This window comes from Psychroflexus curvus, from assembly GCF_020164585.1.
Taxonomy (GTDB): Bacteria; Bacteroidota; Bacteroidia; order Flavobacteriales; family Flavobacteriaceae; genus Psychroflexus; species Psychroflexus curvus.
In genome coordinates, this window is sequence record NZ_JAIQZF010000001.1 from 406,553 (window position 1) to 432,459 (window position 25,907).

Annotated in this window: 23 protein-coding genes; 10 read left to right on the forward strand and 13 right to left on the reverse strand. The window is 35.8% G+C overall.

All coding sequences use genetic code 11. The features are described from left to right. Positions 1-149: 149 nt before the first annotated feature. Positions 150-1,298 carry a M14 family zinc carboxypeptidase gene (locus LB450_RS01745; protein WP_224486125.1) on the forward strand — a complete coding sequence of 383 codons (1,149 nt, stop codon included), beginning with the start codon at positions 150-152 and terminating at the stop codon, positions 1,296-1,298. An 86-nt stretch (positions 1,299-1,384) separates the two neighbouring features. Then, positions 1,385-1,867 carry an Lrp/AsnC family transcriptional regulator gene (locus tag LB450_RS01750; protein WP_224486126.1) on the forward strand — a complete coding sequence of 161 codons (483 nt, stop codon included), beginning with the start codon at positions 1,385-1,387 and terminating at the stop codon, positions 1,865-1,867. Between the two features lie 51 nt (positions 1,868-1,918). On the opposite strand, the gene LB450_RS01755 is transcribed toward LB450_RS01750, so the two are convergent. Then, the gene (locus LB450_RS01755) at positions 1,919-2,629 is read right to left on the reverse strand and encodes a YebC/PmpR family DNA-binding transcriptional regulator (protein ID WP_224486127.1); all 711 of its coding nucleotides are present in this window, start codon (positions 2,627-2,629) and stop codon (positions 1,919-1,921) included. An 8-nt stretch (positions 2,630-2,637) separates the two neighbouring features. Continuing rightward, positions 2,638-3,021 carry a hypothetical protein gene (locus LB450_RS01760; protein ID WP_224486128.1) on the reverse strand — a complete coding sequence of 128 codons (384 nt, stop codon included), beginning with the start codon at positions 3,019-3,021 and terminating at the stop codon, positions 2,638-2,640. Between the two features lie 223 nt (positions 3,022-3,244). On the opposite strand from LB450_RS01760, the gene LB450_RS01765 reads away from it, so the two are divergent. Further along, positions 3,245-4,744, forward strand: coding sequence for a DEAD/DEAH box helicase (locus LB450_RS01765; protein WP_224486129.1), 1,500 nt, complete (start codon positions 3,245-3,247; stop codon positions 4,742-4,744). A gap of 147 nt (positions 4,745-4,891) precedes the next feature. On the opposite strand, the gene LB450_RS01770 is transcribed toward LB450_RS01765, so the two are convergent. From LB450_RS01770 to LB450_RS01780, 3 genes are all read right to left on the reverse strand, one after another. Next, positions 4,892-5,512, reverse strand: a complete 621-nt coding sequence (locus LB450_RS01770) for a YqaA family protein (RefSeq protein WP_224486130.1) — start codon at positions 5,510-5,512, stop codon at positions 4,892-4,894. A gap of 77 nt (positions 5,513-5,589) precedes the next feature. Continuing rightward, positions 5,590-6,801, reverse strand: a complete 1,212-nt coding sequence (locus tag LB450_RS01775) for an MFS transporter (protein WP_224486131.1) — start codon at positions 6,799-6,801, stop codon at positions 5,590-5,592. After that, positions 6,798-8,084: a mechanosensitive ion channel family protein gene (locus LB450_RS01780; RefSeq protein ID WP_224486132.1), complete on the reverse strand. Its 1,287-nt coding sequence runs from the start codon at positions 8,082-8,084 to the stop codon at positions 6,798-6,800. Before LB450_RS01780 ends, LB450_RS01775 begins: the two co-directional genes overlap by 4 nt. A gap of 69 nt (positions 8,085-8,153) precedes the next feature. Here LB450_RS01780 and LB450_RS01785 point away from each other — a divergent pair, with 69 nt between their 5' ends. Next, entirely contained in the window at positions 8,154-9,005 is an 852-nt protein-coding gene (locus tag LB450_RS01785; protein ID WP_224486133.1) for an SdiA-regulated superfamily protein, read from the forward strand. A 1-nt stretch (position 9,006) separates the two neighbouring features. Here LB450_RS01785 and LB450_RS01790 read toward each other — a convergent pair whose 3' ends face one another. Next, positions 9,007-11,310, reverse strand: coding sequence for a transglycosylase domain-containing protein (locus tag LB450_RS01790; protein ID WP_224486134.1), 2,304 nt, complete (start codon positions 11,308-11,310; stop codon positions 9,007-9,009). A 131-nt stretch (positions 11,311-11,441) separates the two neighbouring features. Here LB450_RS01790 and LB450_RS01795 point away from each other — a divergent pair, with 131 nt between their 5' ends. Beyond that, positions 11,442-12,155: an SDR family oxidoreductase gene (locus LB450_RS01795; RefSeq protein WP_224486135.1), complete on the forward strand. Its 714-nt coding sequence runs from the start codon at positions 11,442-11,444 to the stop codon at positions 12,153-12,155. 74 nt (positions 12,156-12,229) lie between these two features. Here LB450_RS01795 and LB450_RS01800 read toward each other — a convergent pair whose 3' ends face one another. Beyond that, a complete protein-coding gene (locus LB450_RS01800; RefSeq protein WP_224486136.1) occupies positions 12,230-13,300 on the reverse strand; it encodes a M42 family metallopeptidase in 1,071 nt (356 codons plus the stop codon). Between the two features lie 108 nt (positions 13,301-13,408). Here LB450_RS01800 and LB450_RS01805 point away from each other — a divergent pair, with 108 nt between their 5' ends. Next, positions 13,409-14,131 (forward strand): DUF4294 domain-containing protein, encoded by a 723-nt coding sequence (locus LB450_RS01805; protein WP_224486137.1) that lies wholly within the window; start codon positions 13,409-13,411, stop codon positions 14,129-14,131. Between the two features lie 197 nt (positions 14,132-14,328). Here the strand turns inward: LB450_RS01805 and LB450_RS01810 are convergent, their stop codons facing one another. From LB450_RS01810 to LB450_RS01835, 6 genes are all read right to left on the reverse strand, one after another. Continuing rightward, the gene (locus LB450_RS01810) at positions 14,329-15,393 is read right to left on the reverse strand and encodes an outer membrane beta-barrel protein (protein WP_224486138.1); all 1,065 of its coding nucleotides are present in this window, start codon (positions 15,391-15,393) and stop codon (positions 14,329-14,331) included. A gap of 98 nt (positions 15,394-15,491) precedes the next feature. Continuing rightward, positions 15,492-16,730 carry an ammonium transporter gene (locus tag LB450_RS01815; protein WP_224486139.1) on the reverse strand — a complete coding sequence of 413 codons (1,239 nt, stop codon included), beginning with the start codon at positions 16,728-16,730 and terminating at the stop codon, positions 15,492-15,494. 23 nt (positions 16,731-16,753) lie between these two features. Then, positions 16,754-17,092: a P-II family nitrogen regulator gene (locus tag LB450_RS01820; protein WP_224486140.1), complete on the reverse strand. Its 339-nt coding sequence runs from the start codon at positions 17,090-17,092 to the stop codon at positions 16,754-16,756. A 239-nt stretch (positions 17,093-17,331) separates the two neighbouring features. Further along, a complete protein-coding gene (locus LB450_RS01825) occupies positions 17,332-17,874 on the reverse strand; it encodes an acyl-CoA thioesterase (protein ID WP_224486141.1) in 543 nt (180 codons plus the stop codon). 10 nt (positions 17,875-17,884) lie between these two features. Next, positions 17,885-19,210, reverse strand: coding sequence for a DNA recombination protein RmuC (gene rmuC, locus LB450_RS01830; RefSeq protein WP_224486142.1), 1,326 nt, complete (start codon positions 19,208-19,210; stop codon positions 17,885-17,887). 60 nt (positions 19,211-19,270) lie between these two features. Further along, on the reverse strand, positions 19,271-20,872 hold the full coding sequence (locus LB450_RS01835; RefSeq protein ID WP_224486143.1) for an ABC transporter substrate-binding protein: 1,602 nt from the start codon (positions 20,870-20,872) through the stop codon (positions 19,271-19,273). Between the two features lie 102 nt (positions 20,873-20,974). Here LB450_RS01835 and mtaB point away from each other — a divergent pair, with 102 nt between their 5' ends. The 4 genes from mtaB to ettA all read left to right on the forward strand — a co-directional run bounded on the left by mtaB (position 20,975) and on the right by ettA (position 25,889). Further along, a complete protein-coding gene (gene mtaB, locus LB450_RS01840; protein ID WP_224486144.1) occupies positions 20,975-22,306 on the forward strand; it encodes a tRNA (N(6)-L-threonylcarbamoyladenosine(37)-C(2))-methylthiotransferase MtaB in 1,332 nt (443 codons plus the stop codon). Between the two features lie 152 nt (positions 22,307-22,458). Then, positions 22,459-23,085, forward strand: a complete 627-nt coding sequence (locus tag LB450_RS01845; RefSeq protein WP_224486145.1) for a peroxiredoxin — start codon at positions 22,459-22,461, stop codon at positions 23,083-23,085. Positions 23,086-24,005: 920 nt separating this feature from the next. Continuing rightward, on the forward strand, positions 24,006-24,182 hold the full coding sequence (locus tag LB450_RS01850; protein ID WP_224486146.1) for a CAL67264 family membrane protein: 177 nt from the start codon (positions 24,006-24,008) through the stop codon (positions 24,180-24,182). 15 nt (positions 24,183-24,197) lie between these two features. Further along, a complete protein-coding gene (ettA, locus tag LB450_RS01855) occupies positions 24,198-25,889 on the forward strand; it encodes an energy-dependent translational throttle protein EttA (RefSeq protein ID WP_224486147.1) in 1,692 nt (563 codons plus the stop codon). Positions 25,890-25,907: the final 18 nt, after the last annotated feature.

Consider the following 25,907-nt stretch of genomic DNA (forward strand, 5'->3'; position numbering starts at 1 on the left):
TTAACGTAAATATTATAATGGATCGGAAAAATTCCATCCTAGACAAGGATAATGAATAATTCCTCTAATCACTTAGTTTACAAATGTAACAAAATTAATAACCCTAATTGTTTACAATTGTATATTCTTATTTTTATACTTTTGTAAACATGGATTTAAAGCAACTTAATTTTTCTGAGATAATAAGAACTTATTCAGAATTCAAAATAAACTCTCTTCAGGGAAGGTATATAAAGGAAGAAGATATTTTATATGTTTATAAAACCTTGTCAAACAAGTTAAAAATCAAAAATGAAGGCCATTCTGAGGAAGGTCGAATCATTTCTTCATTTCGTGTAGGAAAAGGATCTCGTAAGATTTTGATTTGGTCTCAGATGCATGGAAATGAAAGCACAACTACAAAATCGGTCCTGGATTTATTGAATTATTTTTTGGTTTATCCAGAAATTTCAAGGAATATATTAGAGAACTGCAGTTTAATTATTGTTCCCGTTTTAAATCCTGATGGTGCAGTTAATTTCACCCGGGTGAATTCCAATGGAGTTGATTTAAACAGAGATGCTTATTTAAAGACTCAGTCTGAAAGTAAAATATTACAAAGCATTTATGTTGAATTTGAACCTGATGTGTGTTTTAATATGCATGATCAACGGACTATTTTTAGTGCAGGAAATACAGATAAACCTGCTACAGTTTCATTTCTATCGCCATCCTTCAACGAAGAGCGGGAGATTGATGATACGAGATCAAAATCCATGAGCTTAATTTCTTCTGCAAATCAACTCCTGCAAGAATTTATTCCAGATCAGGTTGGTAGGTACGATGATGGTTTCAACATTAATTGTGTCGGTGATTATTTTCAGAAAAAAGGAACACCTACTGTTTTGTTTGAAGCGGGTCATTTTTACAACGATTATGATCGAGATGAAACTCGAAAGTATATCTTTATCGCTTTGTTAAAGATGATTATTGATGTTGCAAATGATAAAAAATCAAATTCAGTAGAAAAATACTTTGAAATTCCTGAAAATAAAAAACTTTTTTATGACGTTATCTTAAGGAATGTAAGTCATACTAATAAGTCAATAGATGTAGCAATTCAATTCAAAGAAACCTTAAGTGAAAATAAAATAGAGTTTATTCCTGTCATTGATAAAATTGATATACCGGCTGGTTATTATGGACATCGAGAGTTAGATGTTAAGAATCAGGTTTTACGATTTAAAAAACCAGTACAATTTGAAGAAGGACAGGTTTTATCATCGTTTATACTCAACAATAACGTTTTCGTTATATAATTGATAAATATTTAGTCGAATCTTTCTTTATTAATCATAATTATTGATTAATATTGCATTTTATTTAATAATATAAGATTTTACATATGAAAGGAAAACTCAAGCTTGACGAGACAGACCATCAGATTCTAAATATGCTCATCGACAATACTAGAACTCCGTTTACAGATATTGCTAAGAAATTAGACATTTCTGCGGGTACTGTTCATGTACGTGTTAAGAAAATGGAAGAAAGTGGTATCATTATCGGTTCATCACTTACTTTAAACTATAAAAAATTGGGCTATACGTTTATAGCTTATGTAGGAATTTTTCTAGAAAAGACATCTCAAACTCAGTTTGTTCTCAATAGAATAGAAGAAATTCCAAACATTACCGTAGCTCATGTTACCACTGGTAAATTCAATCTGTTTTGCAAAATAAGAGCTAAAAACACAGAGCACGCTAAAAACATTATTTTTCTTATCGATGACATTGAGGGTGTAAGCAGAACAGAAACCATGATTTCTATGGAAGAAAGTCTTAATGATAAGACTCGATTGATGAAATCGATTTTTGAAAATATGTAATGGTTATTTTCTACAATTAAAAAGGCTGGATAAACATCCAGCCTTTTTAATTTATTCATTCATCGTATGATAGACGTTTTGAACATCATCATCTTCTTCAATTTTCTCTAAAAGTTTTTCAACATCTTCTTTGTGTTCTTCAGAAAGCGTTTTAGTTACCTGAGGAATTCTATCAAACCCAGAAGACTCGATTTTGATATGACGTTCTTCTAAATATTTTTGGATTGCTCCAAAATTTTGAAAAGGTGCATAAATCATAATTCCATCTTCATCTTCAAATACTTCTTCAGCCCCAAAGTCAATCATTTCTAACTCCAATTCTTCAACATCTATTCCTTCTGAAGCAATTCTGAAATTGCAAGTATGGTCAAACATGAATTCCACAGAACCGGATGTGCCTAAGTTCCCATCACTTTTATTAAAATAAGATCTTATGTTGGCCACTGTTCGGTTGGTATTATCTGTAGCGGTTTCCACAAGTATAGCAATCCCATGAGGAGCATAACCTTCATATAAAACAATTTTGTAATCGCCAAGACTTTTGTCGGAAGCTCTTTTGATAGCTCTCTCCACATTGTCTTTAGGCATATTTGCCGTTTTCGCATTTTGAATAACGGCTCTCAGCTTAGCATTGGTTTCTGGATCTGGACCGCCTTCTTTCACAGCCATAACAATATCCTTTCCAAGTCTTGTAAAGGTTTTGGCCATCGCAGACCAGCGCTTCATTTTTCTTGCTTTTCTAAATTCGAATGCTCTTCCCATACTATTTACTATTCGGCAAAAGCTTCCATTTTGCGATTATATTCTCTTATTTCAGCCTTATTTATAGGGTTTTCTGACTTTTTAATCAAATTGATTAAATATAAAAGACTTTCAGAACCTGTGATGATTTCAGAATTTTCTGACTCTATTTCATCACCAGTTTCTTCATCAACAAGCGGCTCGTCCTGTGGAATTGGAATCGCAAAAACTTCATTTTCTTCTACATGTTCAGTGACCAATCTTAAGGTTTTAGCCACGACAGGTAAGCTTTCTTCTACTGCGTAAGGGCGTAATTCTTTTACCATTTCTACCACATCATCAGTTACTATTTCGTTTGACTCAAGAGTTTTGACAATAGAATCTATTAGCTTTAATGCTTTTTTATTTTCCAAGGGTTTTATATTTTAGATGTTATGCAAAAATAATTTTTAGTTTATATATATTGGTAGTTGTTTCTACTATTTTTAAAAAATATGCATGTATCAATATTTAACATGTTGCCTGCTATGCTTAGATTTTGATTTATAATTTGCTAAATAATTTCAATAAACCCTTTAATCTGCGTATTTTTGCAAATCTTATTATAGTAAATTTTAATTCAACTCTAGGAAGTTTATGCCTGAAAACACTGCAGAAAAGAGCCTCTACGATTATCAAGAAAAAGATTTAGTAAAGATTTTTGATAAGATTGAGAATTCTCCAGATAATTTTAATCTTTTATATCAACTACCAACCGGAGGGGGTAAGACTGTTGTTTTTTCTGAAATCGTAAGACGATATATCGAAAAAACAGGGAAAAAGGTTATCGTACTTACCCATAGGATCGAGCTTTGTAAACAAACTTCAGATATGCTCGAAGGCTTTGGCGTGCGAAACAAAATCATTAATTCCAAAGTAAAAGAGCTTCCGGATGATAATGAGTACATGTGTTTTGTGGCAATGGTTGAAACCTTGAACAATAGATTGAATGAAGAAAAGCTGAATATGAAAAATGTTGGCTTAGCAATTATCGATGAAGCCCACTATAACTCTTTTACAAAACTTTTTGGATACCTGGACAAAGCCTTTATACTTGGTGTAACCGCAACACCATTAAGTTCTAACATAAAGCTTCCTATGCACAGAAATTATGAGGAACTTATCGTTGGGAATTCCATATCGTCTTTGATAGAAAAAGGATTTTTAGCAGAGGCCAAAATGTTCAGTTATGATGTAGGTCTTGGTACGCTTCAGGTAGGAATTACCGGAGATTACACCGTAAAATCTTCTGAAGATTTGTACACTAACTTGGATATGCAGGAAAAGCTAATTCAAGCTTATGAAGAAAAGTGCAAGGGCGAAAAAACCTTAATTTTTAATAATGGTATTAATACCTCCTGGTATGTATACCAGACCTTTAAGGATGCCGGTTACGATATAAAACACCTTGACAATACTCATAATAAAAAAGAGAGAAAAGCTATACTAAAGTGGTTCAGAGAAAAACCTGATGCCATTCTTACTTCTGTAAGTATTCTTACGACAGGTTTTGATGAGCCAACTGTCAAAAATATAATTTTAAACAGAGCGACTAAATCCTTAACGCTTTACTTTCAGATGATTGGAAGAGGATCCCGTAAACTTCCTGATAAAGATACGTTTAATGTGATTGACCTTGGTAACAATATCGCCAGGTTTGGCCCCTGGAATGCTTCTGTAGATTGGCAAATGATTTTCGAAAATCCAGATTACTTCCTGGATAACATGGTTTCTGATGAAGAAATTGAACTCAACTTCAAGTATGAAATGCCAGATGAAGTTAAAGAAATGTTTAAAAATTCAGACGATACCGAGTTTGACATCAGAAGACGCTATAATGAAACCGTCAACAATGGTGAAAAATCAAAACTCGTATTGGAAGAGTCTATAGCGCAACACGCCAAAATGTGTGCAGAAAATTCTGAAGATGTTTTTGACGCCAGAATTCTAGCCCGGGAACTTAAAGATGATATAAAAGACAGAATAAAGCGCTATTCCAATTGTATCATCAACAATACTAAAAATTACAGAGACTGGCTTTATGAAGACTATGTCAGAAAACTTAGAGTTAAAATCAACGATCACTTTATGGATTAATTCAGATAAGAACTAAGGGCTATTTTCAAATGGCCCTTTTTTTTGTTTATTTAGAATTGAATAAAGAACAAAGACTCTTTCTGTGGTATGATGCCTGGGCTCATAAACCTTGGTCTGTTGAAGCAATTAAAAAGTAGAGTGTATTTCTTACAACGCACCAAAAATCAATGCTCCATAAATAGCAAATCGAGCAAATCTCAAAATGCCGTAAAGCAAATAGCTGCCAAAAGGAAATTTTATAACTCCAGCAGAAATACTGGCAACAGCAAAAGGTAAGGGGAGTAGTGCCCCGGCAATAATGAGTATTCCTCCCCACTTTCTCATGTTTTTAATATGCTTAGCCATTTTTACCTCAAGAAAAACGAATACTGAAGGAATACTAGCTATACCTCTTCCTACAAAATAAGAAATAATGCCTCCCATATATGACAACATGGCTAAGATGCTTAGAAAACCCCATGGTGAAACAGATTTACCACACCATGCGATAAAAATTTCTGGAGGAATAAGTCCTAAAATAGATTCTGAAGCGAAAAATATAGCGAAAACGGCTACTGGAGGGAAGTTTTCTGTAATATATACCAGCATCGTATTTACATCGATTACAAAAAAGTGTATTCCAAGTAGAATAGCAACAAAAATAAGGATTGGAGGAGCAGCCTTAATCAAACTCCTACCTAAGAAGCTGTAAAAGCCTGTATAGGTATAATATTGATGTAATAACCTCAGATGAGATTTACGATTTGGATTTTTCTTTTTCTTACTCATAACAAGTAGCAAAAATAAGGGTAAAGCTGAATTTCACCACATTTTTAACCCAACAAATGAATTAAGTATTTGTTAAATTACCGATCCGGAGAAATAGTAGGGACCTCTTTAATACGCTGAGCATTTAAAGCACATAATACTAAAAAAGCAAACAAACTAAGCATAATCGTTTCTATACTTAAACCTCCATCTATCATCCACCCCACAATTAAAGGGCCTAGAGCTGTACTTACCACCATAAACATGGTGAATAAACTTCTTATGGCTCCTAGTTTTTCAATACCATAGACTTCTGCCAGTATGGAGGATTTTATAGTTCCAGACATGCCCACGGTTATTCCCATCATCAACAAAAACGTAAGCGCTCCAAAAATGCTATCTATAAGAGCAAATGCCAATAAGCCTAAGCTTATAGGAATGAGATAAAACCTAAACATTTTTTTGGCCGTAAACTTATCAACCCAAAGTCCCCCGGCAAGTGAAAAAATCAGTCTGGTAATGGCATAACCTGTAAAAAAAGCAGCATATAACTGGGGTGACCACCCTTTTTGCTCCACAAATACATATTGATAAAAAATGACAGCAGTTGCTGTAAAACTGATGGCAAAGCTTGTAGGCATTAGGATTAAAAATCGTCTGTCATTGATAATACTTCCAAAATCCTTAACTAAACTTAAAGAGGATGGCCTTCCAACGCTGAGTTGCTTATTGAAATGGTCTAAATCTGTAAAATACAGTCTTAATAAATAGAGAAGCAGAAAAATTCCTGAACCTATCATTGCCCAACGCCAATCGAACCAGGCAATGAAAAAGGCAAGAAGTAATGGCAAGACAATTTCTCCAGAAGAAAAGCCAAGGGTAGAAAAGCTTAAAGCTTTACCACGGTTCTTATCATAAAATTTCGAAAGAATGGTCATGCTAATATGACTGAGCATACCTTGACCAGTTAAGCGCAAGCCTACGAGACTTATGAATACAAAAGCTATATGATAAGAAATCCCCATCAATATGGAAGAAAATGCCAAACAAGTAACGGTGAATGCAGTAACTTTTTTTACAGAAATGTGATCGACTGTATGCCCAACAGTAAGCATGATGAAAGATGCTAACACAGTGCAAATGGCATAAATAGCTCCAAAAGTTCCTTCGGTTATGGCAAATTCAGAAGAGATTTCTGTTACATATAGCGAAATCAAATAGGTTTGACCAAAACTAGATAAAAAAGTAAGTGTCCATCCAAAGCTTAATTTTCTAAAATTTTCTTTTATGAAATAAATAAAATCTCTCATGTATCTTTAGAAGGTTCAAAAGTTGAAGACAGCGACTTAAGGTCTTTACCCGATGGATATTCAAAACATTCCAATTCAAAATACGGAATAGCAGCTAAGAGATGATCGAAAATCCCAGCCATGACACGTTCATAATTTGCCCAGATTTTGTCTTTTGAAAACGCATAAAGTTCTAGTGGAATACCCTCGGCAGTAGGAGCAAGCTGTCTCGTCATCATCATCATGTCCTTATTTATATCTGGATGTTGATCCAAATAATGATCTATGTAAATTCTGAAAGCACCAAAATTGGTTTGATTTCTTCCGTTGATTTGAACAGTTTTGTCAACTTTATGCTTTAAATTATATTCATTGACTTCCTGTTGTTTATTCTGAATATATGTTGAAATAAGTTTGATTTTTTTCAACTCTTCTATATCGCTTTCAGAAAGGAACTTGATGCTGTTTGCCTTTATCAAGATAGAACGTTTAATTCGTCTTCCGCCAGAAATACTCATCCCACGCCAATTCTTGAAAGAATCTGAAATCAAATAATAAGTTGGAATTGTAGTAATGGTGTTATCAAAATTCCGCACTTTCACAGAAGCCAAATTGATTTCATAAACATCTCCATCAGCACCATATTTTTCCATAGTAATCCAGTCACCAAGTCTTACGGTATCATTAACAGTTACCTGTATACTTGCTACAAAGCCTAAGATAGTATCCTTAAAAATCAAAAGTAAGACCGCTGAAAAAGCCCCAAGTGCCGCTAAGAATTTAACAAGTGGTTTTCCTGTAATTGCTGAAAAGACAATGATGATACCCACAATCCAAATAATGATCATAAAAACCTGGATATAACTTTCAATTGGTTTGTCCTTAAATGACGCAAAAGTTCTCAGGTAATCTTTAAAAGTCATTAAAATGGACCTCAGAATCCAGATAGCAACAAAAATGATCACAACTTCGAATACTTTTTCTAAATAGATTTCAAAATCTGGAAAGTCGATAAGAATTACAGGAATGAATTCATATAAAATAAAAAGTATAATCAAGTTAGAGATATAAACAAAAACTTTATTCTTAACAAGAAAATCATCGAATTGCGTTTTTGTTTTTGATGATAACCTATATAAAAGGCTTTTTGCAACATATCTTAGTAATTTGAACGCAATGAAACTAAAAAATGATAGAATGATAATATTTATTAATGCATTCAGGTAGATGGCTGCTGTTTCACCAACATAATCGTTAGATATAAACAAATTATAAAAATACCTAGCTAATGAAGTCTTATCCATGGGTGAAATTTTTGCAAATTTACATATTATGTGGCATCTTTAGAACTCTATTTTACTCTATTAAAAAGCATGAAACAAAATTTAATTGCATTTTTGATTATTGGAGTAATACTAATCAGTTCCGGGTTGGTTTATCTAGTTTCAAAATCAGATGACGACTATACAGATGGTCTCAACGTTTTAAAAACCTGGGAGCTTCCACCTATATTAAAGGAAGTGTCTGGTATTAGTCATGTGGATGATACCAAAATTGCCTGTATTCAGGATGAAGATGGTATCATTTTTATTTATGATTTAGGGCTTAAGCAAATCACTAAGGAAATTGAATTTGGTCCGAAGGGTGATTATGAATCTATCCGTATTATAGATTCCACAGCCTTTATCATGGAAAGCAACGGTAATATTTACAAAGTCATCGATTTTAAATCGGATACAAGAAAAATCGAAACTTATAAAACAGAATTTAATTCTTCAAATGACATGGAGAGCCTGGATTTTCATTCTAGAACAAATACTTTTTTAACAATTCCAAAAGAAAATAACCTAACAGAAAACGGAGATAACCTTATTATTTATAAGCTGAATCCAGAGGATTTTACTAAAAGAAAAGAACCCTTTACGTCTTTAAGTTATGGTGACTCGATAGTTAAAGTCGAAAAGCCTAAATTTATAAAGCGTGGCTTTTCTGCTTCTGAATTGACCATACACCCACAAACAGGTGAGATCTTTCTTTTGGATTCGAAAGTTCCTAAGCTTATGATTCTTCGTTCTGACGGCTTTCCCAAACAACTATATATGCTCAATCCTAAAAATTTTCAACAGCCTGAAGGCTTATCGTTCGACTCTCTAGGAAAAATGTATATCTCTAATGAAGAAAGTGATTTCCTGAAGCAAAACATACAGCTAGTAGAGTGGAAGTAGACTAATTTTTATTTTTTCCAAATAATCGACTAAAGAATCCTCTTTTTTCTTTTTCCTTTTTCTTAAACTCCTTTTCTATTTCATCTTTGGAAAACAAACGTTTGAAAAAACCATCCCTTTTTTGGTCCTCACAATCTAAAGCTGCTTGCTGTTGAGCACTTAGGTTAGAGAAACTGGCGTTGGTTATGGCGTTAAATTGAGAGTCTCTGCTCATTTCCTGATACAATTTTCCAAATATAGGTAAAGCCGTATTTGCGCCCTGTCCGAGCCTTGTCGTTTTAAAACCTATACTTTGGTTGTTATTGCCTACCCAGGTAATATTGACCATTTTAGGAGTAATCGCCACAAACCAACCGTCTTTATTGTCTTGCGTCGTTCCAGTTTTACCAGCAATATCTTGAGTTAAACCGTAAGTGGTTCTCAGTCGTTTTGCTGTCCCTTCATCCACCACGTTTTCCAGCATAGCAAGTAATAGCCGACTATCTTTAGGGCTTAAATCTGAAAGCTGAGGCGATTTGGTATCAAATTCAGCAATTACTTCACCCGTCTTGGAGGTTATTTTGGTGATGAAATAGAGTTCTGGAACCTTACTTTGGTTTGCAATACTTGAATAGACCTTAGCTAGTTCTTTCATATTTAATTCGGCTACTCCAAGGGCCAAAGAAGGCTTATCAACTAATTCTGAAGTGATTCCCATGCTCTTAGCCATGGTTATGGTATTGTAAATACGGGCCTGCTCCAAAACCTTTACACTCACGGTATTGATAGAGTTGGTCAGCGCATATTTCAATGAATAATTGAGATAGGGGTCATCTTCATCATCTCCCGATGAATTTTGTGGACTCCAGTTGTCTAAATTGGTGTAAGTTATCTCTTTAGCAGAAATGTAATCACAGGGCTCTAAGCCATTTTTGAGTGCACTTGCATAAACCACCGGTTTAAAAGTAGAGCCAACCTGACGTCTTGCATTTTTTATAATGTCATATTTTGATAATCGATAATCTGCTCCACCAACGTAGGCCAAAATCTCACCAGTTACAGGATTTACACTTAAACTAGCAGCGTTTATTTGTTTCAAGCTATGGCTTAAGCTATCTAATTTAGATAACTGTAAAACAGTTGTTTTGCCGTTTATAATCACTTCTCTTGGGTTGATTTTTTTTAAGCTGTCCAGAATTTGCTCAGAGGATAATTTCTGAGCTTTCCAGTTTTGATATGCTGCTGTCCTCTCTGCTAACTTTAAAAGAAGCTCTTCATCCTTCCAGGGTGAATTGGTACCATATTCAGCTTCAAAAAGAGGCTGTAGGTATTTTATGTGGGTTCTTACTGAATTTTCTAATAGCTTTTGTTGATCTAAGTCTAGCGTGGTATGAATTTGTAAACCGTCCTCTTCGATGCTATAAGCGGTTCCATCTGGTTTTTTAAATTCACTCAAAACAGTTTCAGCTTCAGATCTCACCAGATCAATAAAATATTGCCTTTGAAAGGTGTTTGTTTCTGAAATGTTCAGTTGAATTGGCTCTGTCATTGCAGTATTCGCCTGACTGGAAGATAAATACCCATATTTTTCCATTTGTGAGATGACCACGTCTCGTCTCAACTGACTTCGTTCTGGAAATAACCTGGGATTGTAGGAGTGATTGGCTTTTAAAGTTCCCACCATGGTGGCCGATTCCTGTAAGTTTAATTCAGATGTGGTTTTGCTGAAGAATAACTGAGCTGCACTTTCTATTCCATAGGTGTTTCCGCTAAATGGAACAGTATTTAGATACAATTCTAAAATCTCTTCTTTTGAATACATGTCTTCAATACGCTTGGCGATGATACTTTCTTTAAGTTTATTGACTGGTAAACTAAATATCCCATACGATTTCCGGCCATAAATGTTTTTGACTAGCTGTTGAGTGATGGTGCTTCCTCCACCAGATGATTTATCTCCAGATAAAATCGTTTTGAAAAACACACGTAATAAACTATAGTTATCGACACCGTCATGCTCATAAAACCTGACATCTTCAGTTGCTACCAAAGCTTCAATGAGATGTTTTGGAATTTCAGAATAAGAAATAGACTGGCGATTGTATTTGTAGAGCTTATCAATGATCTCCCCTTTATGGTCAAGAATTTCAGTAGCTTCAGATTGTTGAATATTAGCCAGGTCTTTTTCATTTTGGACTTTACCCCATAAGCCAAAGTAAATGCTTCCAAAAAATAACAAGAAAAGGAGCAGAGCAGAAGCTATCCCTACGAATGAAATCTTTATAACTTTATTGAACTTAGTTTTTTTAGGCTTTGGTTTAGACATGAACTGGAATTTGATTCAAAAGTAATTGTAAAAGTAGAAAAGTAGCATTGATGACGTTAAAACTATTTAAAATGAAGATGGTCTTATCATATAGACTGTAACTTTAAATCGAATCACAAATTATAATACAAATGAAAAATAAAGTAGCATATATTACCGGAGGAAGTAAAGGAATAGGGTTTGGAGTTGCAGATGCACTGATGAAACAAGGCGTAAATGTAGCTATAACAAGTCGTTCTCAATCTTCTGCTGATGAAGCTGTAGAATTGCTAAAAAGTTCAAATCCAGCTGCAAAAGCTATTGGAATTGAAGCTGATGTAAGACAATTGGCATCTCAGAAAAATGCGGTTGATAAGATTTTGAAAGAATTCGGTCAACTCGATTATGTGATTGCCAATGCTGGTTTAGGGCACTATCACAGCATAGAAGATCTAACCGAAGAACAGTGGAATGAAACCATAGACACAAACCTTACAGGTGTGTTTTTTACCATCAAAGCTAGTGTAGACGCTTTAAAGAAAAGCAAAGGTTATTTTATAACGATATCCAGTCTTGCTGGAACCAACTTCTTCGCCAAAGGTTCTGCATACAATGCCAGTAAATTTGGTCTAACTGGATTTACTCAAGCGGTGATGCTGGACTTAAGAAATTATGGGGTAAATGTTTCCACCATAATGCCTGGCTCTGTCGCCACTCATTTTAACGGGAACACACCAGATGAAAGCGATGCCTGGAAAATTCAACCTGAAGATTTAGGTGAGCTTGTAGTTGATTTGTTCAAAATGAATCCAAGAACATTACCAAGCAAAGTGGAAGTAAGACCATCTCAGCCTTCAAAGAAGTAAGGGATAATTCCATAATCTATAAAACCTGTCTCAATTTTTTAAACTGAGACAGGTTTTTTATCTCTAATCAAGTCTTACTTAAAATAACTAAAGTTTTCACCTTCTTTAATTTCTAATAAAGAATTATAAATCAGTTGAATTACATTTTCCACATCATCTTTATGTACCATTTCTACGGTGGTGTGCATGTACCTGAGTGGCAGAGAAATCAAAGCTGAGGCTACTCCGCCGTTACTGTAAGCAAAAGCATCTGTATCTGTACCAGTCATTCTGCTTGCGGCTAAGCGCTGAAAAGGTATCTTATGTTTTTCTGCGGTATCGATGAGCAATTCACGTAATTTATTCTGAACTGCCGGCGCATAACTGATGACGGGGCCTGCACCAATTTTGGTTAAACCTTCTTTCTTTTTGTCTATCATTGGAGTCGTGGTGTCATGGCAGACATCAGTCACAATGGCAACGTTTGGTTTGATCGTATTGCTTATCATTTCTGCCCCGCGTAAGCCTATTTCTTCCTGAACAGAGTTGGTGATGTAAAGCCCAAAAGGTAATTCTACCTTGTTTTCTTTCAGCATTCTGGCTACTTCAGCAATCATAAAGCCACCCATTCTATTATCTAAACCTCTGCAAACGAATTTGTCATTATTCAGTATGAAAAATTCATCTGGATAAGTGATGACACAACCTACGTGAACACCAAGTTGTTCAACTTCTTCTTTAGTTGAACAACCTACATCGATGCATATATTTTCGATTTTTGGCGTTTCCTCTTTTGACTTGTCACGAGTATGAATCGCAGGCCAGCCAAAAACACCTTTTACAATTCCTTTTTTGGTATGGATGTTTACACGTTTTGAAGTTGCAATTTGATGATCGCTTCCACCGTTTCTAATCACGTAAATCAAACCTTCATCGGTGATATAATTCACATACCATGAAATCTCATCAGCATGACCTTCAATCACCACCTTAAAATCAGCATCTGGGTTAATAACACCGACAGCAGTTCCGTAAGTGTCTGTAATGAACTCATCTACATAAGGTTTTAGGTATTCCATCCATAATTTCTGTCCTTCCCATTCATATCCGGTAGGAGCTGCGTTATTTAAATATTTTTCTAAAAAATTTAGCGAATTATCGTTCATATGTCTATGTTTTTGATGTGCTAATTTAGCAAAGTATTGAGATATAGTTGAAAACGAAATCTTAATTTTGGAATGATTTTGGATTGTATGATGTTAAATAAAATTATCGTGAAAATTAGTGCTTGTTTTTGTTTGTTTGTGGTTCTATCCATAAGTGCTCAAGACTATAAATACAAGAAAATCTCAATTGATTCTGTTCAAGTTCAAAGAGAATATATGATTATGGACCAGGATTCGACTTGGGTTACAGAAGTTGAGCTTGATGAAGTGATTATTTTGCCTAAACTGAGATTTGAAAGCAGGGATGATTTCAGGAGTTACCTCATACTTAAACGAAAAACTAAAAAAGTCTGGCCTTACGCTAAATTAGCTTCAGAACGCTTCGAAACCTTGAACCAGCGTCTAGAAAATATTGAATCTGAGAGAGGTAAGCATAAATACACCAAGATAATTCAACGCTATGTTGAGGAGGAGTTTACAGAAGAGTTGAAAAAATTAACCAAGACCGAAGGTCAAATCTTAGTGAAATTAATTCATCGTCAAACCGGTGAAACAACCTTTGATTTAGTTAAAGATTTAAGGTCTGGTTGGAGGGCTTTTTGGTACAATACGACTGCTAATTTTTTCAATATATCACTTAAAGAAGAATATAACCCGTCAGCAGTTAAGGAAGACTTTTACGTTGAAGACATTTTACAAAGAGAATTCCAATCTGGAAGTCTGGAATCTCAGGCACCTAAAATTGACATTAAGTTTATGGAGCTTTTAAACAAATGGCAGAAAGATTCAGTCCAGCCTCCTTCAGCTAGAAGTTATTACACCAGGTATTAGTACTAATTCAGTTAAAAGACCCTTATTATTTGGTTTTGGGATGAGTAAATCAAGCTTGTTCTTAGTTTATTAAATATATTCTGACTCAAATTCGTAATAAAAACCGTCTCTTTTGAAAGAGACGGTACAATGAAGTCATCAATACAAACATAAACAAACTTAAAATTTTAAAACATCACTTCGGTTTTACTACAATACTAGAAAGAATATATAGCAGCCAGTAAAAACGATGACAAACTCTTTTGTGGAACTAAATCGTTATCTAGGAAATAAGCAGAATCATCTGTCGCACTGTCCAATCTCAACTCAGGTTTTATCGTCAAACTGCCAATGTTGGCACTTCCTGTTAAGGTAACTGCAAAAACACTGGAATCTGCAACACTTGTCCCTATAGCACCAAAACTTCCATCTTCTACAAAATATTCACCTCTTAAGCCCAAAGTGAAATTTTCAGACGTATCTAATTGTGGGTAAAGTGCTACACCAGCAAAACCTGGATTGTTGTCACCCCCGTCATAATAAGCCGCGTTAATGCCGAAGAAAAAGTTATCAGAAAAATCGAACCCCCCTGTATAATCAATTTCAAAAGCCCCGTCATCTAGAAGGAAATTCAAAAATTGACCGCTGTAACCTAATTGAGCACCATAGGCATAATTACCATCCAAATTCAACTCAGTCACATCGGTAGGGTTCATAATGGCTAACATTAAACTGAAATCTTCAGAAAGGGTGAAATCCGCTCTTAAGCCAGTATGAGAAAATGGACCATAAGAAAAGAGGTAAGAGGTACTATAATTGAAATTGGCAGAAGGTGAAATGACCTCGTAACCTAAAAATGTATTGAAATTACCCATCGTTAAGGTCACATTTTCACTAACGTTCCAATACGCATACATTTGATTGATAATATTACCAGTTGCTGAATATATTGGAGATGCAAAGATAGCATCAGTACCTCTTGGTCCGTAAACCAAGTCGGCCACGAACCCCACTTTTTCTCCCTGGTATGAAGCTATAATATTGGCCATACCTAATGCAAAACCTGGTAAATTCGCAAAAGAGCTGCCTGGGGCGGCATTGGGAATCCCGTTTGGAGCTGAATTATCTCCATTTATATTTGCTCTGTAATACACATCTATAGAGCCACTAAACTCAAGCTTAGGAGTTTCAGTTTCTTCCTGGGCTGACACCAATAAACTTAATAACATTAGTTTGGTGAATAGGATAATTTTCGTGTATTTTGTAAATAATATTGCTTTCATATTTTTTAGGTTTTATACAATTTGCGTTGATATATTAATTTAAAATGATTTTGAAAGTAGTAGTGACGGAGCGTTCTGCAAAACGCTCCGTTTTTTATTTAACTTTCATGTATTTGAAAATCTGAATAGGCATCCATACCATGTTCATGAATATCTAAGCCTTCTAATTCTTCTTCTCTTGACACTCGTAAGCCAATTGTTGATTTGATAATAACTAAAATAATTGCTGATGTAGATGCACAAAAGGCACCAATGATAAGGACCCCGTAGAGTTGAAGAAGTAATTGTTCTCCACTTGCTAAAGATCCAAAAATACCTACAGCTAAGGTTCCCCATATTCCACAGATTAAATGTACGGTTACAGCACCTACAGGGTCATCCAATTTCAGTCTGTCTATCAAAGCTATTCCTCCAACCACTATTAATCCAGCGATTAAACCAATAACGACGGCTTCATTTGGAGACATGAGATCAGCACCTGCTGTAATACCAACAAGACCTCCCAGGATACCATTCAAGAACATAGTTAAATCTAGATTTTTATAGAGAAGTGTAGAAAATATCATTGCTCCAAATCCACCAGCAGCTGCTGCAAGACTAGTGGTAACCAATACTAAAGAAGTGAGTTCAGGATCTGCAGATAAAACAGAGCCTCCGTTGAAACCGAACCAGCCTAACCAAAGTACTAAAACTCCTGCTGTCGCTAGCGGAATACTGTGCCCAGGGATAGCTTTAGGTTTTCCGTCTTTAGTGAATTTTCCTATTCTGCCTCCTAAAAGGGCTATAGCTACAAGAGCTGCCCAGCCACCTACAGAATGTACCAAGGTAGAGCCTGCAAAATCATAAAATCCCCAGGAATCAAGAAAACCGCCGCCCCATTTCCAGGAACCTACTATTGGATAAATCAAACCGACATAGATAATAGTAAAAATCATAAAAGAACCTATTTTAATGCGTTCGGCGACAGCTCCAGAAACTATAGTCGCTGCTGTTGCTGCAAACATCCCTTGAAATAAAAAGTCTGTCCACCAGGTATACCCTCCATCTGCATAAGCAGGGGTCATACCACCTTCGGGTGCATCGATACCAAATCCTGCAAAGTTCAATATTCCCATATCTCCTTCAGCAAAACCTGGGTACATGAGATTAAAACCAAATGCGTAATAAAGGAGTAAGCCTCCCGTGATAATAAATACATTTTTGAATAATATGTTTATTGTATTTTTCTGTCTTGTTAGTCCTATTTCTAAGAATGCAAAACCAGTATGCATGAAAAATACTAAAGCCGTAGCCAACATCATCCATATATTGTTTGCTGTAAATAATCCTGAATCCATAAGTTATAGTTTTTAATTGGTTATTATTTGATGCCTTCTTTTCCGTTTTCTTTGGTCCTTATTCGATACGCTTCTATTATATCGGAGATGAATATTTTACCATCACCAACTTTACCAGAATAGGCAGTTTCCAGGATTGCATCTACAGTACGACCTAAAAACTCGTCTGAAACCACAATGGACAAATGAAGTCTTTGAATATCTGTTGTACTATAAGAAATACCACGATAAACATGACCTTGTTTCTCGTTACCAACTCCAGTTACATCCCAGTAACTGAAAAAATTAACTTCAACCTGATGTAGTGCCTCTTTCACATCATCAAATTTTGATTTTCTAATGATTGCTTCGATTTTTTTCATAAGTTTTTTATATTTAATGGGTCTAAACTACAATAAAGTGTATTATAAAATACAGCACCCCCTAAATTTTAGGGGGTGCTGTATTTTTTATAGTAAAAATTTAATTTTGATTATATAAATAATCAAACTATTTTACAAGCATTAATTTTCTATATCTTAAAAAAATCTTTTTAAATTAAATAAATCTCAAATTATGGTATCTATTTATATTTAATATAAATTATGATAATATATCAAAATTATTTCATAATAACATTATAATCTTTTAAGACCTGATGAAATTCTTGCTTATTAAAAGCAAAATTTGAGAAAATTTCATCGTGCTTTTTTCTATTTTCCATTCGCTTAATGTTTTTAATGAATCGTCTATAGTCATCTTCAGAGCTTAGTTCTAAACCTGGGACTTCTATGGATTTGCCTTTTTCATCTTTAGCAACCATTGTGAAATATGAAGAGTTGCAATGTTTTTTGGATCCATCCTGTATATGCTCAGCTTCTACTCGCACACCTACTACCATAGACGTTCTCCCCACATAGTTAACTGTGGATTTTAAAGTCAGTAGTTCTCCAACTTCAACAGGGTTTAAAAAATCAACTCGATCTACACTTGCTGTGACGCAGTAATTTTCTGAATGTTTGGAAGCGCAGGCAAAAGCCACTTGATCAAGTAATGATAGAATAAAGCCGCCATGAATCTTACCTCCAAAGTTGGAATGGGAGGGAAGCATCAATTGGCTAAGTATGACAGCAGATTCTGAACTATGTTTAAATTTTTTGATCATGGGTTTGGTTTTATGTGTTGGATATCCATTTTGAATTAATTGATTTTTTGGAAGTGACCCCAAATTCTTTAAGGGCTTCCACATCTTTTATGAGGTTTTGTTGTCCTGTTAGCTTTTTCATGGCTTGATCGTAGGTAGATTTTGTAGAGTCTATCCTGTTTCCAACGGCATCCAGTCCTTCAATCAGATTCACAAACTTATCGTATAGATCCCCGGCATGTTTCGCAATTTCGAGCGCATTTTGCTGCTGTTTCTCATTACTCCACACCATATCCACCGTTCTCAGTGTAGAAAGTAAAGTTGTAGGACTTACCATCAAAATGTTATCCTGAAAAGCAGTATAGAAAAAATTCGAGTTTTCACTTTGCGCCAGGAATAAAGCCGGTTCCACAGGAATAAACATCAGTATAAAATCCGGCGAAGCTTCACCACCCAATAAATCATACTGCTTTTCTTTTAAGCCTTTGAGATGATTTTCCAGAGACTTTACATGCGCTTTCAGATACATCTGTTTTTCCTGCTTATTTTCAGTATTTACATAGTTTTCATAGGACTTTAAACTTACTTTGGAATCAATCACCATCAGCTTTTCATTAGGCAGATATACGACAACATCAGGCAGCTTACTTACCCCATTTTCATCTTTATAATGCTGCTGAATGTCATACTCTCTTCCCCTTTCCAGGCCAGACTTCTGCAAAACCTTTTCCAAAATCATTTCCCCCCAGTTGCCCTGGGTTTTGTTATCGCCTTTCAAAGCTTTGGTAAGGTTATTAGCTTCTTCAGAAATTCTCAAATTCTGTTCGTTCAAATGCTTCAGTTGCTCTCCAAGTTGTGAATGTCCCCTCAAGAAATCGGTATTCGTTTTTTCAATTTTGGTTTCAAAAGAATTAAGTCTTTCTTTCAAAGGTTCCAAAATATGAGAGATATTCTTTTTGTTTTCCAAAGTGAACTTTTCTGATTTCTGCTCCAAAATGCGCTGGGCTAAGTTTTCGAACTCTTCTCCAAATTTCTTTTGTAAGGCTTGCATCTCTGTTTTTTGCTCAGCCCATTGTCTTTGTAATCCTTCAAGCTCAGTTTCTTTTTGGGTCAATTTATTCTGAATTTGATAGCGTTCACTTACTTCCGATTTCAATTCAGTTTGAAGCTTGTCGATAGCTTTCAAATACTCGTCTTTGGCTTTTTCCTCACGCTGAAGCGATTCAGTATAAAGTTTTTCAAAATGCGAAGAGGTGGTTTTCCATTTTAAAATGGAAGAGCGATCTATAAGTCTCGCGATGACAAACCCCAAAATAGAGGCTATGACACCACCGATGATTATACTTGAAATTTCCATAAGACGGTTTTTTTCAAATATAGAAAAGGAAAACTTAGAATAGTTAAATAAAGAGGAGCTCTACTTAGTTTTTTTTACTCCAGAAAGATCCAGAAGATTAAATGGATTAATACCCAGGCCTTCCACAGCTTTAGACCTAAACCTGACCACCTCGTCATAATATAAAGGAACCACTGGCGCTTCTTCAATCAATAATGAATCCATTTGAGCATACAATTCATACCTCAAAGAATCTTTGGTAAGGCTTAAAGCCTCTTCGTAAAGCTGATCGTAAGTTTCATTTTTGAAATGCGTGTAATTAGGGCCATTGGGAGAAAAGTTCTCGCTGTAAAACAAAGACAGATAATTGATAGCATCGGGATAATCTGCAATCCAACTCGCTCTAAACGTTTCCAGCTGCCCTGCAGAACGCTTTTGCCTTATGGTAGAAGGCGGCATGACATCTATCGCCACTTGAACACCAATTCTCTGAACTTCCTTTTGAATAAATTCCACCAGGTCAATATAAGATGGGTTAGTACTGATGATAAGTGTCGGGGCTTTTATACCTGTTTCTTCCTTAAATTCTTGAATTAGTTGCCTGGCTTTTTCAGGCTGGTAGGTGAAGCCCCGAATTTTTGCACGACCCGAAAGTCCTTCGGGGATAAAGCCTTTATGAGCAGGAATTCCAATGTTATTCCTTAAGTATTTTATCATTTTATCTCTATCGAAGGCGTAATTGATTGCTCTGCGAAAGGCTTTAGATTTCATTTCTTCAGAATCAGAATCTAAATAAAACCCCAGGTATTCTGTGTTAAGGTATGGACTTTTTTCCATAGCAATATCGGTTTCAAACTTGGAATTGAGTTCACCGGTTACAGTGATGAGCTCGTCCTTATAAGACGGGTCTAAACCGCTTAGAAAATCTAATTTACCTTGTACAAATGCTAAGAATTCACTTTGTTTGTCTGGTAAAAAAGTGATGGCTACAGCTTCCAAATAAGGCAACGGATTGCCTTCAGCATCTGTTTTGAAATAAAGATTGTTTTTTCGCAACACCAGTTTTTCTCCAATTTCCCAGCGCTTGAATTTAAAAGGGCCTGTGCCAATAGGTGAAGTTTGAAAATCCAGTTGATCCATCTCAACAGGAAGAACAGAACAGAATTTTGAGCTTAATAACCCTAGAAAGGCTGGAAATTTTTGACTGAGTTCTATTTCTATAATGGAATCATTGAGAGCTTTAATACGCTTTACATCCGACATCACCCAGCTTCCTGGCGAAGCTACGTCCGGATCAGTTAAGCGCTTTAGACTGTATTCCACATCCGAAGCGAGAACCTGTCGTGTCGAATCTCTGCCAAAAATCTGGTGTTTATGAAAGAACACATCGTCTTTCAATTTAAAAGTATAAGTCAAACCATCTTCAGAAATTGACCAGGCTTGAGCAATATCACCTTCAATGGCCAGGTTTTCATCGAGTTTCACCAGGGTGTTATATAGCTGATGCGAAGGCCAGATGTTGCGTTGATCTTTCGCAAAAGCGGGATCTAATGAGGTAATGTTTGCATGTTCGTTGTATCTAAAGACCAAGTGATCGCGATTCTTCAGTTCAGAGTTGGAACATGAAGTCAGCACTAACCAATTCAGTAGAAATAACAAAGAAAAAATAGAGTAGGAGTTCAATTTTCGGGAATAAATTTTAGTTGGTATCTTTGCAAACAATTGCGAATATAGAGGTTTCTTCTGAATTTGTTTTCGTTAAGAAAAATCTTCCAAAACTAAATTATGTCCACACCCAAAGTTGCATTTTATACCTTAGGCTGTAAATTAAATTTTTCTGAAACTTCCACTATAGCAAGAAATTTTCAGGAAGAAGGTTACGAGCGTGTCGAATTCGAGAGCGATCCTGATGTGGTGGTCATCAATACGTGTAGCGTCACCGAAAATGCTGATAAGCGTTTTAAAACCATCGTTAAGCAAGCTCAAAAATCAAATCCTGATGCATTTATCATAGGAATTGGCTGTTATGCACAATTAAAGCCAGAAGAACTTGCAGAAGTCAATGGCGTTGATTTGGTGCTTGGAGCCACTGAGAAATTTAAAGTGACAGATTATATAACAGATCTGACCAAAAATGACTTTGGCGAAGTGCATTCCTGCGAGATCGATGAAGCCGATTTCTATGTGGGTTCTTATTCTATAGGCGACAGGACTCGGGCTTTTCTTAAAGTTCAGGATGGCTGTGATTACAAATGTACTTATTGTACGATTCCTTTGGCACGAGGTGTTTCAAGGTCTGATAAGCTGGAAAATGTGCTTCAAAATGCGAAAGAAATTTCTGAGCAAGGCATCAAAGAAATTGTGTTAACTGGCGTCAATATTGGAGATTATGGTAAAGGCGAGTTCGGAAATAAAAAACACGAGCACACCTTTCTAGACCTTGTAAAAGCACTTGACCATGTCGAAGGAATCGACAGAGTTCGGATTTCTTCTATCGAACCGAATTTACTTAAAGATGAAACCATAGATTTTGTCTCTAATAGCAATTGTTTCGTGCCACATTTTCATATTCCCTTACAAAGTGGGAGCAATGCGCTTTTGAAAAAAATGCGCCGACGTTACATGAGAGAACTATACGTGGATCGCGTTGAACACATTAAGGAAAAAATGCCAGAAGCCTGCATTGGTGTGGATGTCATCGTTGGTTTTCCTGGTGAAACCGATGACTTGTTTTTAGAAACCTACAATTTTTTAAACGAATTGGATATTTCGTACTTGCACGTGTTTACCTTTTCTGAAAGGGATAATACACCAGCTGCTGAGATGGAAGATGTGGTGCCTTCGAAAGTCAGAAAAAAACGCAGTAAAATGCTGAGAGGGCTTTCTGCCAAAAAAAGACGTGCTTTTTATGAAAGTCAGTTGGAATCTACTCACGAAGTCTTGTTTGAAGGTGAAAATAAATCTGGTTACATAACTGGTTTCACCGAAAATTACGTCAAAGTGAAAACCTTTTGGAATCCTGACTTGGTCAACACCAAGCATCAAGTTCTTCTAAATGAAATAGATGAAGATGGTCTGGTAAAAGTGGACTTTATAAATGAAGTTATTCATGCCTGACAGTTGATTGGAACTCAGCCCACATAACCAAGTCTAAATAAAACGCTAAAGTTGAAATAAAGCCTGTAGACCAGCGATTCATTCCTTAATTTTAAGCCTGATTGAGTTTTATAATTTAATCATTGATTATTAATAAAATAAATATTCTAATTATGGCACATTTAAGATTAGGAGATACAGCTCCAGATTTCACACAACAAACCTCAGAAGGGGAAATTTCATTTCACGATTGGTTAGGTGATAGTTGGGGAATTATCTATTCTCATCCTGCAGACTTTACACCAGTTTGTACGACAGAATTGGGCAGAACTGCTCAATTGAAAGATGAATTTGACAGGAGAGGCGTGAAAGTGATTGCCTTGAGTGTCGATTCTGTAAAAGATCATCACGAATGGATTAAAGACATCAACGAAACACAGAATACAACTGTCAATTTTCCAATTATTGCCGATGAGGATAGAAAAGTAGCGGAGTTATACGACATGATTCATCCTAATGCCTCTGAAAAAGCGACAGTGCGATCGGTTTTTGTGATTGGACCTGATAAAAAAATAAAGTTGACATTGACGTACCCACCTTCAACGGGTAGAAATTTCAATGAATTGTTGAGAGTTATCGATAGTTTACAATTAACAGCCGATCATAAACTGGCCACTCCGGCAGATTGGAAACAAGGGGATGATGCTATTATTTCTCCATCTGTAAGCGATGAAGAAGCAAAAGAAAAGTTTCCTGATTATAAAGAAATCAAGCCTTACTTAAGAACGACTTCTTATTAAGCTTTATCGAAATAAATTTAGAAATTGTCTCAAAACCAAAATTTTGTCACACTGAACTTGTTTCAGTGTCTATCTTAAGTTAGATTCTGAAATAAACCTGACTGCTTGATGCAGTTAGGCAGGTTCAGGAAGGCAATTTAATGTTTTTGAGACAGTTTTTTATTCAATTATGTTCCCTTCCTTACCGATATGGACACCTTTGTATAAGCGTTCATAATAGTAAGACTCCCAAAAACAGATTTCTTCAACAGAACTCAGTAGACTTGACACTTTTTTCATCGAAATGTTCTAAAATTAGATTATCATCACTTCCCATCATCAAACGCTCAAATTGGTTAACTCTAGATAGAATAATAAATGGAATGCCATTTAAACCGCATTCATTAGAAAAGTAAAACGCACCGTTTTTATGCTTTCCCTTAAATCGTCTTTGAATAAGACGTCATCAATCTTATAGCTTAACTACAATATCTCTTTATCTATTAACTTTAGATTTACGTAAGTTACGGAAAGTGGTATATGAATATCAAAAACTGATCTATGCCTTCGTGTGTAAGGACATAGAGGGATTGTCGTAAGCATTGATTTAATAATTTTCATTTACCAAACTCAGTTGATTTTCATAGATTTTAACCAATGCTCTGGCAGTTTTCTTGAGCCACAGGAGCGAGTTAAAACAACTAAAACGAGGAAGGAAAGAAATTTGACAATTTTCATTGAAATGGCTTATATGAAAAAGTGACAAGGTTTATCTTGTAATAAAAGGATAGATAATTAAAGTGTCATTTTAAACTGAGGCTTAAATCCATTTTGTAAAGACAACTGAAACGTTTTCATATTCAAGTTAAGCATAAAGATTTAATAGGTAAGCAACATTAAAAATCGTTTTCGTAATTTTGTAAATAACAAAAACGAGATTAATGAATAAAAATACAGTTTTAGCGTGGGCGACTTTCATTATGGTGATTGTAGGTTTGGGGCTTATAGCCCTTGGTGCTTTTAGATATAACGAGATTGCTGGCTGGGGTTTTGTGTCGGTAGGTATTGGTTTCTTTGCAATTGCCTGGGTATTTAACGCGCTAAAAGGAAGAGTTTAATTTAAAATAAAATTAATGGCAGACGATAAAAAAGTGATATTCTCCATGTCGGGAGTATCCAAAACGTATCCAGGTGAAGATAAGCCTGTACTAAAAAACATATACCTTAGTTTTTTCTACGGTGCAAAGATTGGTATTCTTGGACTTAATGGTTCGGGGAAATCCACTTTGATGAAAATTATTGCCGGAATAGAAAAAAATTACCAGGGGGATGTTGTGTTTTCACAAGATTATTCTGTTGGTTATCTGGAACAGGAGCCAGAGTTAGATCCAGAAAAAACCGTTCTTGACATCGTTAAGGAAGGGGTCTCTGATGTCGTGGCTATTTTGGACGAATACAACAAAATCAATGATGATTTTGGATTGCCAGAAGTTTATGAGGATGCAGATAAAATGCAGAAACTCATGGACAGACAAGCCATCCTTCAAGATAAAATTGATGCGACCAATGCATGGGAGCTTGATAACAAACTGGAAGTGGCCATGGATGCGCTTAGAACTCCACCTTCTGACCAGAAAATAGAAAGTCTTTCTGGTGGTGAAAAACGTAGAGTAGCACTTTGTCGTTTATTATTACAGGAACCAGACGTTCTTTTACTGGATGAGCCTACCAACCACTTGGATGCAGAATCTGTACACTGGCTGGAACATCACCTGCAACAGTACAAAGGAACCGTAATCGCTGTAACTCACGATAGATATTTCCTTGACAATGTAGCAGGCTGGATTTTGGAATTGGATAGAGGTGAAGGCATACCTTGGAAAGGAAATTATTCCTCATGGTTAGACCAAAAATCTAAGCGAATGGCTCAGGAGCAAAAACAAGCCAGTAAACGTCAGAAGACTCTGGAACGCGAATTAGAATGGGTGAAGATGGCTCCAAAAGGGCGTCAGTCCAAACAAAAAGCAAGGCTGAATAACTACGACAAATTGATGAGTCAGGATCAGGATAAACTTGATGAAAAGCTCGAAATCTATATTCCTAACGGTCCGCGCCTGGGAACAAACGTCATCGATGCCAGGGGCGTTAGCAAAGCATTTGATGATAAGCTTTTGTATGAGAATTTAAATTTCAATTTACCACAAGCTGGAATTGTTGGAGTTATCGGTCCTAATGGAGCTGGTAAAACCACGATTTTCAAAATGATTATGGGTGAAATCGAGCCAGACAAAGGCGAATTTATCGTTGGAGAAACCGCTAAAATCGCTTACGTCGATCAGGCGCACTCTAATATTGATCCAAGCAAGTCCATTTGGGAAAACTTCAGTGAAGGTCAGGATTTAGTAATGATGGGCGGAAAGAAGGTCAACTCTCGAGCCTATTTAAGCCGATTTAATTTCAATGGAAGTGAACAAAACAAAAAAGTGGATAAGCTTTCTGGCGGAGAGCGAAACAGACTTCATCTGGCAATGACCTTGAAAGAAGAAGGAAACGTGCTTTTACTGGATGAGCCAACCAATGACCTAGATGTGAACACACTTCGGGCTTTGGAAGAAGGTTTGGAAAATTTTGCAGGATGTGCAGTTGTGATTTCTCACGACAGATGGTTCTTAGATAGGATTTGTACTCACATTCTGGCTTTTGAAGGAAATTCTGAAGTTTATTTCTTCGAAGGGAGCTTTAGTGATTACGAAGAAAACAAGAAAAAACGTCTTGGCGGAGATACGATGCCAAAACGAATTAAGTATAAAAAACTGGTTAGATAGATTACAAACCTATCGAAA